Annotated in this window: 15 protein-coding genes and 1 pseudogene; 12 read left to right on the forward strand and 4 right to left on the reverse strand. The window is 64.4% G+C overall.

What is annotated here, in order from left to right; all coding sequences use genetic code 11:
* The first annotated feature begins 32 nt into the window (after window positions 1-32).
* The 6 genes from ACHMW6_RS00750 (at window position 33) to ACHMW6_RS00775 (ending at window position 4,315) form a co-directional block, all read left to right on the forward strand.
* Entirely contained in the window at window positions 33-722 is a 690-nt protein-coding gene (locus tag ACHMW6_RS00750) for a helix-turn-helix transcriptional regulator (RefSeq protein WP_395404696.1), read from the forward strand.
* Window positions 723-778: 56 nt separating this feature from the next.
* The gene (locus ACHMW6_RS00755) at window positions 779-1,396 is read left to right on the forward strand and encodes a glutathione S-transferase family protein (protein WP_395404698.1); all 618 of its coding nucleotides are present in this window, start codon (window positions 779-781) and stop codon (window positions 1,394-1,396) included.
* Between the two features lie 183 nt (window positions 1,397-1,579).
* Window positions 1,580-2,323: a methyltransferase gene (locus tag ACHMW6_RS00760; RefSeq protein WP_395404700.1), complete on the forward strand. Its 744-nt coding sequence runs from the start codon at window positions 1,580-1,582 to the stop codon at window positions 2,321-2,323.
* Window positions 2,239-3,498 carry a hypothetical protein gene (locus ACHMW6_RS00765; protein WP_395404702.1) on the forward strand — a complete coding sequence of 420 codons (1,260 nt, stop codon included), beginning with the start codon at window positions 2,239-2,241 and terminating at the stop codon, window positions 3,496-3,498. Before ACHMW6_RS00760 ends, ACHMW6_RS00765 begins: the two co-directional genes overlap by 85 nt.
* On the forward strand, window positions 3,495-4,142 hold the full coding sequence (locus tag ACHMW6_RS00770; RefSeq protein ID WP_395404704.1) for an arginase family protein: 648 nt from the start codon (window positions 3,495-3,497) through the stop codon (window positions 4,140-4,142). Before ACHMW6_RS00765 ends, ACHMW6_RS00770 begins: the two co-directional genes overlap by 4 nt.
* Window positions 4,130-4,315, forward strand: a complete 186-nt coding sequence (locus ACHMW6_RS00775; RefSeq protein WP_395404706.1) for a hypothetical protein — start codon at window positions 4,130-4,132, stop codon at window positions 4,313-4,315. The genes ACHMW6_RS00770 and ACHMW6_RS00775 overlap by 13 nt, the downstream gene beginning before the upstream one ends.
* Here the strand turns inward: ACHMW6_RS00775 and cysC are convergent.
* The gene (gene cysC, locus ACHMW6_RS00780; RefSeq protein ID WP_395404708.1) at window positions 4,306-4,908 is read right to left on the reverse strand and encodes an adenylyl-sulfate kinase; all 603 of its coding nucleotides are present in this window, start codon (window positions 4,906-4,908) and stop codon (window positions 4,306-4,308) included. The genes ACHMW6_RS00775 and cysC overlap by 10 nt on opposite strands.
* 24 nt (window positions 4,909-4,932) lie before the next feature.
* On the opposite strand from cysC, the gene ACHMW6_RS00785 reads away from it, so the two are divergent.
* Window positions 4,933-5,865 (forward strand): FAD/NAD(P)-binding protein, encoded by a 933-nt coding sequence (locus ACHMW6_RS00785; RefSeq protein ID WP_395404710.1) that lies wholly within the window; start codon window positions 4,933-4,935, stop codon window positions 5,863-5,865.
* Entirely contained in the window at window positions 5,826-6,299 is a 474-nt protein-coding gene (locus tag ACHMW6_RS00790; protein WP_395404712.1) for a hypothetical protein, read from the forward strand. Before ACHMW6_RS00785 ends, ACHMW6_RS00790 begins: the two co-directional genes overlap by 40 nt.
* Here the strand turns inward: ACHMW6_RS00790 and ACHMW6_RS00795 are convergent.
* The 3 genes and pseudogenes from ACHMW6_RS00795 to ACHMW6_RS00805 form a co-directional block, all read right to left on the reverse strand.
* A complete protein-coding gene (locus ACHMW6_RS00795; protein WP_395404714.1) occupies window positions 6,292-7,128 on the reverse strand; it encodes an HDOD domain-containing protein in 837 nt (278 codons plus the stop codon). The two genes, ACHMW6_RS00790 and ACHMW6_RS00795, sit on opposite strands and share 8 nt — an antisense overlap.
* 105 nt (window positions 7,129-7,233) lie before the next feature.
* Window positions 7,234-7,386, reverse strand: a complete 153-nt coding sequence (locus ACHMW6_RS00800; protein ID WP_395404716.1) for a hypothetical protein — start codon at window positions 7,384-7,386, stop codon at window positions 7,234-7,236.
* 150 nt (window positions 7,387-7,536) lie between these two features.
* Window positions 7,537-7,975, reverse strand: a pseudogene (locus ACHMW6_RS00805) (MarR family winged helix-turn-helix transcriptional regulator).
* 185 nt (window positions 7,976-8,160) lie between these two features.
* On the opposite strand from ACHMW6_RS00805, the gene ACHMW6_RS00810 reads away from it, so the two are divergent.
* The 4 genes from ACHMW6_RS00810 (at window position 8,161) to ACHMW6_RS00825 (ending at window position 12,533) form a co-directional block, all read left to right on the forward strand.
* On the forward strand, window positions 8,161-9,054 hold the full coding sequence (locus ACHMW6_RS00810; RefSeq protein WP_395404718.1) for a DMT family transporter: 894 nt from the start codon (window positions 8,161-8,163) through the stop codon (window positions 9,052-9,054).
* Window positions 9,055-9,993, forward strand: a complete 939-nt coding sequence (locus ACHMW6_RS00815) for a GlxA family transcriptional regulator (RefSeq protein WP_395404720.1) — start codon at window positions 9,055-9,057, stop codon at window positions 9,991-9,993.
* Between the two features lie 95 nt (window positions 9,994-10,088).
* Window positions 10,089-11,330, forward strand: coding sequence for an acetylornithine/succinylornithine family transaminase (gene astC / locus ACHMW6_RS00820; protein ID WP_395404722.1), 1,242 nt, complete (start codon window positions 10,089-10,091; stop codon window positions 11,328-11,330).
* 171 nt (window positions 11,331-11,501) lie between these two features.
* Window positions 11,502-12,533 carry an arginine N-succinyltransferase gene (locus ACHMW6_RS00825; protein WP_395404724.1) on the forward strand — a complete coding sequence of 344 codons (1,032 nt, stop codon included), beginning with the start codon at window positions 11,502-11,504 and terminating at the stop codon, window positions 12,531-12,533.
* The last annotated feature ends 13 nt before the right edge of the window (window positions 12,534-12,546 follow it).

Raw genomic sequence — 12,546 nt, forward strand, 5'->3', positions numbered from 1 at the left:
ATAAGCTGCACGCCTCGCAAAGAGGAGACACTATGAGCCGTACCGGACGCCTGTTCCAGCTGATGGATGCCCTGCGCGGCAACCGTCACCCCGTTACCGCCGCTGCGCTGGCGGAGCGGCTGGGCGTCTCCGAACGGACCATTTACCGCGACGTGCATACATTGGCCGAACTGGGTGCGCCGGTGGAGGGATCGGCCGGTGTGGGCTACCTGCTGCGCAGCGGCTTCTTCCTGCCGCCGCTGATGTTCGGCGCCGACGAGCTGGAAGCGCTGGTGCTGGGCGCGCGCTGGGTGCGGCGGCAAGGCGATCCGGCGCTGGCGGACGCGGCGTCCAACGCGCTGGCGAAGATCGCGACCGCCACGCCGAAAGACCTGCGCGACGAAATGGCCGAAACCAGCCTGTGGGTGCCGCTGGTGGAAGAGCCGCAGCACGACGAATACGTGCAGCCGGCGCGCGAAGCGATCCGCCGCCAGCACAAGCTGCGCATCCAGTACAGCGACGGTGAGCGCAAGGCATCCGAACGCATCGTCTGGCCTTTCGCGCTCGCGTTCTACGAAGGCAGGCGCCTGCTAGCCGCATGGTGCGAACTGCGCCAGGCCAACCGCCACTTCCGTATCGACCGCATCGCCCACGCCGAGGCAATGGCGGAGCGCTATCCCACGCCGCGCCAAGCCCTGCTGAGGAAATGGCGCGAGGAATACGGCATCAACGAAGACTCCTGACAGAAACTGTCACGAGCCGCCCTTAGCATGGAGTCACTCAAACAATGGAGAACAAAATGCGCCTCTACCAACACCCGATCTCGTCCAACGCCCGCCGTGTGCTGCTGACCGTGGCCCATCTCGGCATTGAAGTCGAGGAAGTCCTGATCAACCTGATGAGCGAGGAGGACCGCCGCCGCCTGGCGGAAATAAATCCAAACAGCAAGATCCCGGTGCTGGAAGACGATGGCCTGATGCTGTGGGAATCGGCGGCCATCATGCAATACCTGGCGGACAAGGCCGGCGGCCACAGCCTCTATCCCACCGAGTTGAAGGCGCGCGCCGACGTCAACCGCTGGATGTTCTGGGGCGCCCAGCACTTCTCGGCCGCGATCAGCGTGTACTGCTGGGAAAATCTGTGGAAGAAGATGGTGACCGGCGTCGATGCCGACCCGGCCGAGCTGGCGCGGGGCGCAGCCGACATGGAGCAGTTCGCCACCGTGCTCGACAACCATCTGGCCGGCCGCGAGTGGGTGTCCGGCAATGCGCTGACGCTGGCCGACTATGCGCTGGCCGCGCCCCTGATGTATCTCGAAAAAGGCAGGCTGCCGCTAACGCAGTACGCCAACATCATGGCCTGGTTCCAGCGCGTGCAGGCACTGCCTGCATGGAAGCAGACTGAGGCCGAGTGGTAATTTGTGATTTTGTGTGAAGTGCCGCACATTCGATAGAGCGTCCCAGGCTTAATATGGAACTGTCTCTTTCAGGACATCCCTAGTTTTGGACTTAGCCCGCTTTCGAGCGGGCATTTTTTTTGTTAGCATGGTCGGCACCTAAAGCTGCATGAAGCGCCTTTCACATCGCAAGGGGTGACGATCATGGAGACATCCGCAGCACCGGCCGCGGCCAGCATCGACCGCTGGCAGCAGAAGCGGCAGCAGGCATTCAAGCAAATCCCGGACGAGGGCCGGACCATCCGCTACCTCGGCAAAGACTTTCATGTTTATCCCAACACCTTCTGGCCTTTCAACGACAGCCAGCCTTTAGTGCGCAACTTCAGGATCGAGCCGGGCGACAGTGTGCTCGATGTCGGTACCGGTTCCGGCGTGATCGCCGTCTTCGCCTGCTACCGCGGCGCGGGGCGCGTGCTGGCGCTGGACGTGAATCCGGCAGCGATCCGCAGCGCGAAGCGCAATGCGCGCGAACATGGCTTCGGCAATGTGATGGAGGTGCGCCGCTCCAACCTGTTCGAAAAGGTGGGCGATGAACAGTTCGACGTGATCACGGCGAATCTCCCCTTCCGCAACAAGTTCGCCCACGATGTGGTGGCCCGCTCGCAATGGGATACGGACTTCCGCACCAACACCGAATTCTTCGCGCAGGTACGGCGCCACATGAAAACCCGGCGGCCGCATCTACTTCGCCCATTCCAACTTCGGCGATCCCGATGCGGTGCGGCGCCTGGCGAAGGAGGCCGGCTTCTCGATCCGCCTGATGGCGCGCAGCACGGCCGCGAAGGCCGAGGCGAAACAATTCTATGCCTTCCTCATCAAATAACGCCGTGCTGCAGGCCGTCAATGCGCTGCGCGCGGTGCCGCACCTGGCGTGGCGCGGCAAGGTGAAGCGGGTGGTTGTGGTGCTGACCTCGTCGCGCTCCGGGTCCAGCCTGCTGAAAGGCGTGCTGGCTTCGCATGAAGGCATCGCCGCCATGGATGGCGAGGCCGAACCCTATCTGGCGCTGAGCGCCAACGGCTTTGGCTTCAATGGACGCGGCGATGCGTTCGCGATGCCGGCCAACGCGGGCCTGCTGGCCGACTGCATCTTCGACGGGCTGGGCATCGCATGCGGCACCATTCCTTCGCTGCCGGCGCTGCAATCACGCTGGTCGCGCCGCCTGCTGCTGCAATTCCCGGCCCTGTTCACGCAGCCGGACGAATACCGCCGCCTGCAGGGAGCGCTGAACGAAACGCTGGATTACGCGCTGCGCTACCAGCATGAGATGGCGGAGCGCGAGTTGCAGCGCATCGTGCTGTCCGCCGTGTACTGGCGCGAGCCGTGGCGGCTCGATTATTACGACGGCCGCCTCGGCCCCGGCATCGCAGGCTATTTCAACGAGCCGGCCAAGATTGAGGAGCCGCCCTTCGTGTTGCCGTCCCTGTTCCGGCGACCCTTCAACGTGGACGACGCGGAGTACAAGGTCCTGCTGTTCAAGACGCCCTCGGACGCTTACCGCATCGGTCTGTACGAACAACTCTTCCCGGAAGCCGAAGTGCGCTACATCCACCTCACGCGCGGCTTCGCGCAAACGGTGAATGGCCTGATGGACGGCTGGCAGTCGCAGCACGGCTTCTTTGCGCACGATATGGCGCGCCAGGGACACGTGCTTGATATCGCGGGCTATTCGGACCGCCATCCCTTCGGCAAGCGCTGGTGGAAGTTCGACTTGCCGCCGGACTGGCAGGCAGTGGCCACCGGCTCCAGCCTGGAGAAGGTCTGCTTGCACCAGTGGCTTTCCTGTCACCGTGCGATCCTGGACAGCGGCGTGCCGGCGCTGCGCGTGTCCTTCGAAGATTTCCTTGCTGCGCCGGGCGATGTGAGCACGCGCATCTTCGACTGGCTGGGCTTGCCTGCGCTGCCGCAGCCGCCGGTGTTGAACGTGACGATGGCGACGGAAGCGCCGCAGCCGGCGCGCTGGCGCAAGCGGCGCGACCTGATGCTGTCTTTGGGCCAGCGCGCCGACGTAGCGGAAATGATGGACGCGCTGGGTTACCGCATGGAGCCGGAGGGCTGGCTATGAACCGACATATGATCGTGCCTTACCTGATGGGGCAGCGCCGCTCGCGCCTGATGCGCGTGTGCGAACTGGGTGCGCAGTCATGGGATGTGATCGAGGCGCCTGAATGCACGGCGACCGAAATCGCCGACCGCAATGAGCAGATGCGCAGCATGGGCCATGTGTATGCGCGTCTCGCGGCGCGCGTTCGCGAAGTCGCGGCGGCCGGCGACCGTCCCGTGAGCATTGCCGGCGACTGCATCTCGACGCTGGGCATGCTGGCCGGCCTGCAGCAGGCGCGCCGCGAACCGCAGCGCATCCTCTGGCTCGACGCCCATGGTGATTTCCATACCTGGAACACCACGCGCACCTATTACCTTGGCGGCATGCCGCTGGCCATGCTGGTTGGCCGGCCGGACCGGCGCCGTGCCGCGCGCGACAGCGTGCTGGCCCTGCGCTACACGGTGGGTTGTTTGCCCTATCCCGAGGAGAAGGTGCTGCTGTCCGATGCGCGCGATCTCGATCCCGGCGAGGATGAAGCCTTGCGCGAGTCGCGTGTGCAGTGCTGTTCGATCGACGAGATCCTGCCGCACCTGTCGCCTGAAGAAACGCTCTACGTGCATTTCGATACGGACGTCGTCGATGCGGAGAAGAGATGCCGGCGCTGAAGTACCACGTGAAGAACGGGCCGGGCATCGAGGATATGGAGGCGCTGTTCTGGCAGTTGCGCGGCTATCCGATCGTGGCTGCATCGGTATCGGCCTGGCACTCGGAGCAGGACGAGGGCGACCGCGCCGCGCGCATCTGCCTGGACTTGCTGGAAACCCTGCTTCAGGAGTGAATGACGCGCCGCTCGCGCAGCTCGACCAGCACGGCGCGGATGGCGGCGTCGATGCCGATGCGGTCGGTGTCCAGAACGAGTTCGGCTTGCGTAGGCGGCTCGTAGGGCGAGGAGATGCCGGTGAAGTGGGGAATTTGACCGGCGCGCGCCTTGCGGTAAAGGCCTTTGACATCACGCTGCTCGCAGACTTCGGCCGGGCAGCGGCACCAGGCTTCGATGAAGTCGCCGGGCGGCAGCAGGGCGCGTGCGCGGGCGCGGTCCGAGATATAGGGTGAGATGAAGGCGGCCAGCACGATTACGCCGGCGTCCACGAAGAGGCGCGCGGTTTCGGCAGCGCGGCGGATGTTCTCGGCGCGTGCTTCGGGTGTAAAACCGAGGTCGGCGCACAGGCCGTGGCGCAGGTTGTCGCCGTCGAGGACATAGGCGCGGTAGCCGGCCTTGGTCAGGTGCTCTTCGACCGCCAGGGCAAGCGTGGTCTTGCCCGAGCCTGAAAGGCCGGTGAACCAGACGACGGCGGCGCGATGTCCATTCAGCTCTTCGCGCTGCCGGCGCGATACGGCGCCATGCTGCCAGACGATGTGCTTGCTGTTCATGCTGCAAATATAACCAGCTATGCGATGCGCACGATACTGATTATCGGTGGTGGATTCTGCGGCGTTGCGTGCGCGGTACAGGTCTTGCGCCTGGCCGGCGCGCGGCCTGTGCGCGTGCTGCTGCTTGAACGTTCAGCGCTTGGCGGAATGGCTTATGCACGCTGCGGCCCTGAACATTTGCTGAATGTGCCCGCCGGGAAGATGAGCGCGGTTGACGACGATCCTGAAAGCTTCCTGCGCTTTGCACGCATCCGCCTGCCGCAAGCAGCGGCTGCCGATTTCCTGCCGCGGCGTTTGTACGGTGACTACCTGTCCGCAATGCTCGATGCCGCTTCACGCGCTGCCGCTGCCGCCGACCGCCCCGGATGGCCCGGTCGCGGCGATGCACCGCACGCAAAGCTGGAGCGCGTCACCGGCCAGGCCGTGTCCCTTTCCTCCGATGGCGCCGGCCTGCGCGCTGTGCTGGCCGATGGACGCACCGTCTACGCCGACCGCGTCGTGCTCGCCACCGGGCATTTCGCTCGCTGCGATCTGCCTGCGCTTGCGGGCTTGCACGCTGACAGCCGCTATCAAGGCGATCCCTGGGATCTCGCGCGCCTCGCGTCCGTGCATCCCGCTGAGCCGGTGCTCCTGCTTGGCAGCGGGCTGACTGCCGTCGATGTAGCGCTGACACTGCTTGCGCGCGGCGTGCAGCGCATTACCATGCTTTCGCGCCATGGACTGCTGCCGCAGCCTCATCGCGGCCTGCGCGCGCTGCGTCATCCTCATCCCGCGCTCACCGCCGGCACTGCCGGCCTGTGGGGCGACGCCGCGACCGTCCGCGCCCAGCTCCGCGCCTTCCGCCGCGCCTGCGTCGGCGGGAAGCGCGCAGACTGGCGCGATGTGATGGCGGCGCTGCGGCCGCATACGGCGGACGTGTGGCGGGCGTGGACGAGCAGGAGCGCGGGCGCTTCCTGAGGCATGTGCAGCCCTACTGGGACAGCCACCGTCACCGCCTCGCGCCGGCAGCGTATGAGCCGCTGCAGCGCGCGCTGCAAGACGGTAGGGTAAGCGTGATCGCGGCGCGGGTAATGGCATGCGCAGGCGATGCAGAGCGGGTGAAAGTCACGCTGCTAAGGCGTGGCTCAGCGGAAGAAGAGATGTGGGCCGCGCGCGTGATCAACTGCACCGGCAGCTGCCCGTCGCCAGGCCGCTGCGGCGATGCGTTGATCACGCAGCTTGCCGCGGATGGCGTGCTGCAAGGCGCCCTGTCCGGTGCGGAGGTAAGCGCGGCATGGCGCGGCCGCCTGGCCTACATCGGCCCCTGGTTGAAGGCAAGCCACTGGGAAGCCACGGCCGTGCCGGAGCTGAGAAAATTCGCGGAGCTGGCCGCCGCGTGGGCGCTTACATGAGCAGAACGGCAGTCAGCGACTTCACCTCGTCCGCGGATTCGGACATGATCGCCGTCAGCGTTCCATCGCCGACCGCAAAGTCCAGCGTGCGCGCCGCCATCGTGGTCGTCGCGCCGGGACGGACATGCAGCGGCGAGGACACTGGCGCCAGGTCATTGGCCAGCAGCAGCGTATCGCCCAGCGTCTCGGGCGGCAGCGCGCGCAGGCCCGACCACATGGCTTCCACCGCCTTCATCACATTATCGGGGATCATCAGCTTGGACAGCACGCCGCGTCCGATCGAGATCTCGCCGTGCTCGACCCATTCCTCGGGTTCGCCCTCCATCACCTGCGGATAGGCTTCCGCCTGCGCCAGCATGTAGAAGCCGCCCACTTCGTGCACGATGCCCGCGAACAGCGCGGTATCCGGGTCCACATGGCTGACGCGGCGCGCGATCACCTGCGCCAGCGCGGCCACATGCGCCGTGTGTTCCCACAGCTGCGCCGACCTCGCTTTCAGCACCGGATTGCGGATCTTGCTGCCCAGCTGGCGCATGATCAGCGACGCCACCAGCGACTGCAGCGTGCGCACGCCGAGGCGGTGCACGGCCGAGCGCACCGAGGAAATCTCGGTGCCGGAACGGTTATAGGCCACGGAATTGGCGATCGCCACGGTGCGCGCCGCCAGCAGCGGATCGGCCTGGATCAGGCGCGCCGCGTGATCGACATGGCAATTGGGATCGTTGAGCGCCTGCTGCAGCTTGAGCGAGGCGTCCACATTGGTGGGGAAGGCGAGTTCACCGCGGGAGGCTTGCTCGGCGATGGCTTTGAAGGCGTCCAGTCTGTCCATGGGAAAAATTATAAGCAGAAAATTGCCGCAGGGAACTATTCCCGTGCAAATATTGTGATGAATTTTTCCGCGGCCGTCGGCTGGACGCGATTGAAAAGCTTAATCTCAGCCTTCTTCGCGGAAGATCGCGTCGCACCCTTCGCGGGTGCCTTCCTCGTCTTCCAGTTCATCGACCAGTTCCAGGTCGACAAGTTCCTCCACCGCATTGGTGAAGCTGTTGTGCTTGGTCGCGCCGATCAGGCGGTAAATTCTCGCCATCCTCGTTGCGCACCCCAATCAGCAGTTTTTCCTGGCGCACCGCATCCAGCGTGGTGTTTTCCAGCAGCAGGTTGGCGGTGATCTGTTTGTCGAATTTTGCGGGCTTTACGCCGTCCAGCAGGCTAGTCTTCAGCATTTGTTCTATCTTCTCTAGTTTGGAGAGCCGGACGTGAAGGCTTCCTTCAGCCCGGCAAGTGTTTTTTCCAGCGCATCGAAATCGGCGTCGGTATAAGTTGCTGAACGCCTGGCGGCCATTTTCGACCACCTTGGGAAACACTTCACCGAACAGCTGTTCACCCTGCGGCGTCAGGCGCACGAAGAAGGAGCGCTTGTCCTCGGCATTGCGCTGCCGTTCCACCAGGCCTTTCTGCTCCAGCCGCTCGATCACACCGGTCAGCGTGCCCTTGGTGATCAGCGTTCGGTCGCCCAGTTCTTTGTAGCTCATGCCCGGCGTGTTGCCCAGTGTGGCGATGATATCGAATTGCGGATGGGTCAGGCCGTACTGTCGCACATGGCAGCCGGACAGCCTTTCAAATCCCTGCATGCACTCGGCCAGCAGCCTGATTGATTTCAAATAACGTTCGCCCATGAGTTGAGATTATAGCGCTGCACGCCAAAACCTACGGCGTGAACCAGGTGTCTGCCACATCGTGGCAGACACCCGCTCTTTGCCGTGGGTTCTAAGCGCGCACGCGGCAGGCCGGCTTTCCGTTACCATATGCGCATAATCAACATTAACATCTGACTATCATGCCTCAACACGCGCGCGGAATAATGGCCCTGCTGATCGTGACCCTGGTCTGGGGCACGACGTTCCCCGCGATGAAGGATATGACGTCCTACCTCTCCCCCAACTGGATCGTGGTGTCGCGCTTCGGCATCGCCAGCGTGCTGCTGCTGCCCTTCATCTTCCGTGCGCGCTGGGCAGATCTGCATTATGGCTTCCTGTCCGGCGTGCTGCTGTTCTTCTGCTATCTGTTCCAGGTGGAAGGCCTGTCGCTGACCACGTCCAACCGCAACGCCTTCATTTGCGGCCTGAATGTGCTGGTGGTGCCTCTGCTGGGCATCGTGATGGGCAAATGGCCGGACCGCCGCATCGTCGTGGCCCTGGTGCTGGCCGTGGCGGGCCTGTTCGCCCTGTGCTGGGAAGGCACCTTCAGCTGGAGCCGCGGCGACACGCTGGCCCTGATGGCCGCGCTGGCTTTCGGCACCTATATCAAGGTGATGGAAGTCTACACGCGCAAGGCCACCCGCCTGATGTCCCTGACCGCTTCGCAGATCATGACTGTCGCCCTGATGGCCGGCCTGTGGATCCTGCTGCGCGAAGCGCCGCGCGGCGCCGTTTCCGTGCCGAACGATTCGGCCGACTACTACGCCTATATCTGGGAAGGCCTGAAGCTGTACAAATGGAACCTGATCTACCTGGGCGTGGTCGCCACGGCAGCCATTATTTCGCTGCAAACCTGGGGCCAGAGCCACGCCACCGCCAATGAGGCGGCCGTGATCTATGCCTTCGAGCCTGCCTGCGCCGCCATCTTCAGCTACTTCTGGCTGGGCGAGGTGCTGGGCTGGACTGGCTTCGTCGGCGCGATCCTGTTGATCTCCGGTATGATAGTGAGCCAGTGGAACACCCCTGAGCGACCGCCGACGTCGCTCGCCCCAGAATAAATGTCATTTGACCAACTCAGCCGCCTGAACCGGGAGCAGCCGCTGCGCGTGCTGCTGGTTAACGCGGGCGAGCCGGACAGCCTTACCTGGTCCGGCCTGGTCCAGCCCCTGAAGCTGGCCCAGCGCATCCTCAGGAATGCCTTCGAACTGGCTGTGCGCACGCCGGAACAGGCTGCGTCCGAAGCGGCGGATTACCACCTGGCCCTGCTGGTGGGCGATGAGCAGCAGCCGCCCCTGCCGGACGAGCTGGCCCGCGTCGTCATCGCCCGCTGCCGCCAGGCCGGCTTCTGGGGCGGTGTGGGCGCCGGCGTGCTGTGGGTGGCCGGTTCCGGCGCCTGTGCCGGCCTGCGTATCGCGCTGCCCTGGTCCCTGTATGCGGACACCGAGCACATTACTGAGCGCGCCATCCTCACTCCCCACCTGTTCGAGATCGACGGCCGCCTGCTCTCCTGCTGCGGCGGCTCCGCCAGCCTGGACTTCTCGCTGACCCTGGTCGAATGCCTGTTCGGTTCCCAGGTGCAGGCCGAAATCAAGGAAGCCCTGTGCATCGACCGCGTGCGCGGCCATGAGGAACGCCAGCGCGTGGCCCTGCAGGCCCGTTTCGGCGCGCTGCAACCGAAGCTGTCCGAAGCGGTCACGCTGATGGAGGCCAATATCGAGGAGCCGCTGTCCACCGACGATATCGCCAGTCTGGTCGGCCTGTCGCGCCGCCAGCTGGAGCGACTGTTCAAGCAATACCTGGGCAGCCTGCCGTCGCGCTACTACCTGGAGCTGCGCCTGCAGCGGGCAAGACAGTTGCTCCTGGAAACTAATCATTCCATCGTGCAGGTGGGACTGATGTGCGGCTTCTCGTCCGGCTCCCACTTCTCGACCGCCTTCGGCACCCTGTTCGGCAATACCCCAAGGGAGGAGCGCCAGCGCAAGCTTGCGGCAAGCTGAGTATTTTTGAAAAACCTTGTCGCAGATTCAAAAGAGTTTTAGCATCCCCGCTTTTACAATGCAGTACACCTTACCTTGAATGGGGATTTGCCAAAATGAACGCCAAGCTTGACACCACTGTAACCACCCGCCCTGTCACCCGGCAGACTTTTGATGAAGTGCTCGTGCCGACATACGCGCCGGCAGCGATGGTTCCTGTACGTGGTTCCGGCCTGGATCTGTGGGACCAGGAAGGCAAGCACTACCTGGATTTCACCTCCGGCATCGCCGTGGCCGCACTGGGCCACTGCAACCCCATCATCGTCGAGGCGCTGACCAAACAGGCCAACACCCTGTGGCACCTGGGCAATGGCTACACCAATCAGCCGGTGCTGCGCCTGGGCCTGGCCATGACCGAAGCCACTTTCGCTGACCGCGCCTTCTTCTGCAACTCCGGCGCCGAAGCCAATGAAGCGGCCCTGAAGCTGGCCCGCAAATACGCGCACGCCAAGTTCGGCGCGCACAAGTCGCGCATCGTGTCCTGCCTGAATTCCTTCCACGGCCGCACGCTGTTCACCGTGTCCGTCGGCGGCCAGTCGAAGTACACCGAAGGCTTCGAGCCGCTGCCGCCGCAACTGGACCACATCCCTTACAACGATATCGAAGCTGCCCGCGCCGCCATCGGCGACGATGTGTGCGCCGTGATCGTTGAGCCGGTGCAGGGCGAAGGCGGCGTGATGCCGGGCAATCCTGAATATCTGAAAGAGCTGCGCGCGCTGTGCGACAAGACCGGCGCCCTGCTGATCTTCGACGAGGTTCAGTGCGGCATGGGCCGTACCGGTTCGCTGTTCGCCTACCAGGGCTATGGCGTGATCCCGGACGTGCTGACCGTGGCCAAGGCACTGGGCAATGGCTACCCGATCGGCGCCATGCTGACCACCGATGAACTGGCCAAGACCCTGTCCGTCGGTACCCACGGCACCACCTACGGCGGCAACCCGCTGGCCACCACCGTGGCGCTGAAGGTATTCGAAACCATCAACCAGCCGGCTTTCCTGGAGCGCGTGAAGGAAGCGTCCGAGAAGCTGATCGCCAAACTGGAAGGCATGGTGCGCGACTTCCCGGCCGTGTTCTCCGCCGTGCGCGGCGCCGGCCTGCTGCTGGGCCTTGTCGTGGCCGAACCGTTCAAGGGCCGTTCCAAGGATATCCAGCGCGCCGCTGAAGCGCATGGGCTGATGGTGCTGATCGCCGGTACCGATGTGGTGCGCCTGGCGCCGGCGCTGATCGTGTCCGATGCGCAGATCGATGAGGCGGATCGCCTGCTGCGCCTGGCGATTGCGGACCTGACCAAGGCATAAGGTTTAAGCCGCGTGTGCGGCGGATCAATGATCCGCCCTACACGGAACGTGGATGCATGCTTTGTCGAGAAGCGTAGGGCGGATCATTGATCCGCCGTGCATCCCGCCCGCGGCGAGCATCTCGGCCCGCGGCGCCAAACCGGGCAACACAACCAACAACAAGGAGTCCCCATGTATGTAGTCCGTCCGGTAGAAGTAGCGGATATTGCCGCCCTCGAATCGCTGGCGGCGGTGACCATGCCGGGAGTGCATACGCTGCCGAAGACGCGCGAGAAGATCGAGCAGGCGGTGGAGCGTTCGCTGGCCTCGTTCTCCGCGCATGTCGACATCCCGAGCGAGGAATCCTACCTGTTCGTGCTGGAATCGCTGGCCGAGCGCAAGATCTGCGGCACGGCGTCCATCTTCGCCTCCGCCGGTTCCAACGGCACCTACTTCTCCTTCCGCAACGACGTAATCCAGCAGGTCTCGCGTGACCTGAACATCAGCCACAGCGTGCACGCGCTGACGCTGTGCTCCGAGCTGACCGCGTATTCGCAGCTGTCCAGTTTTTATGTCGATCCGAAAGTGCAGCACCGTCCGGAAGCGGCGTTGCTGTCGCGTTCCCGCCTGCTGTACGCCGTGCAGGCGCCGCACCGCTTCGGCGACCGCTTCTTCGTGCCGCTGGCCGGCGTGACGGACGACAATGGCGGCTCCCCGTTCTGGGACGCCCTCGGCCGCAAGTTCTTCAAGATGGACTTCCTGGACGCCGAACGCACCATCGGCGGCGCGCGTAACCGCACGCTGATCGTGGAACTGATGCCGCACTACCCCGTGTACGTGCCGCTGCTGCCGGGCGACGCCCAGGCGGCGATGGGCCAGATCCACCCGTCCGGCGAAACAGCCTTCAACCTGCTGACCTCCGAAGGCTTCGAAGCCGACGAATACATCGATATCTTCGATGGCGGCCCGATCCTGCAGGCGCACAAGCACGCGCTGCGCACCTTCACGTCGTCGCTGACGCGCAAGGTGGTGAACGCCGGCGCGCCCGCAGATACCGATGCGGTGGCAAGCTATGCGATCGCCACCCGTCCCGACCAGCACTTCCGCGCCGTCACGCTGGCCTGCCCGGCGCTGGAAAACACCGACACCATTGCCCTGCCGCCCGAAGTGCAGGACATCCTGCGCGTTGCCGAAGGCGACAGCGTTACCTGCGTCCGTATCTGAGAACGAGAGCGAA

Source organism: Pseudoduganella sp. UC29_106, assembly GCF_044055365.1.
In the GTDB taxonomy this organism is placed as follows: Bacteria; Pseudomonadota; Gammaproteobacteria; order Burkholderiales; family Burkholderiaceae_D; genus Rugamonas.

Coding starts and splice junctions, on each gene's coding strand:
- ACHMW6_RS00765 (WP_395404702.1), top strand. CDS start 2,239: ATGCCTTCCTCATCAAATAACGCCGTGCTGCAGGCCGTCAATGCGCTG.
- ACHMW6_RS00785 (WP_395404710.1), top strand. CDS start 4,933: ATGCGCACGATACTGATTATCGGTGGTGGATTCTGCGGCGTTGCGTGC.
- ACHMW6_RS00825 (WP_395404724.1), top strand. CDS start 11,502: ATGTATGTAGTCCGTCCGGTAGAAGTAGCGGATATTGCCGCCCTCGAA.
- ACHMW6_RS00795 (WP_395404714.1), bottom strand. CDS start 7,128: ATGGACAGACTGGACGCCTTCAAAGCCATCGCCGAGCAAGCCTCCCGC.
- cysC (WP_395404708.1), bottom strand. CDS start 4,908: ATGAACAGCAAGCACATCGTCTGGCAGCATGGCGCCGTATCGCGCCGG.
- ACHMW6_RS00775 (WP_395404706.1), top strand. CDS start 4,130: ATGCCGGCGCTGAAGTACCACGTGAAGAACGGGCCGGGCATCGAGGAT.
- ACHMW6_RS00815 (WP_395404720.1), top strand. CDS start 9,055: ATGTCATTTGACCAACTCAGCCGCCTGAACCGGGAGCAGCCGCTGCGC.
- ACHMW6_RS00800 (WP_395404716.1), bottom strand. CDS start 7,386: ATGGCGAGAATTTACCGCCTGATCGGCGCGACCAAGCACAACAGCTTC.
- ACHMW6_RS00755 (WP_395404698.1), top strand. CDS start 779: ATGCGCCTCTACCAACACCCGATCTCGTCCAACGCCCGCCGTGTGCTG.
- ACHMW6_RS00760 (WP_395404700.1), top strand. CDS start 1,580: ATGGAGACATCCGCAGCACCGGCCGCGGCCAGCATCGACCGCTGGCAG.
- ACHMW6_RS00770 (WP_395404704.1), top strand. CDS start 3,495: ATGAACCGACATATGATCGTGCCTTACCTGATGGGGCAGCGCCGCTCG.
- ACHMW6_RS00810 (WP_395404718.1), top strand. CDS start 8,161: ATGGCCCTGCTGATCGTGACCCTGGTCTGGGGCACGACGTTCCCCGCG.
- ACHMW6_RS00750 (WP_395404696.1), top strand. CDS start 33: ATGAGCCGTACCGGACGCCTGTTCCAGCTGATGGATGCCCTGCGCGGC.
- astC (WP_395404722.1), top strand. CDS start 10,089: ATGAACGCCAAGCTTGACACCACTGTAACCACCCGCCCTGTCACCCGG.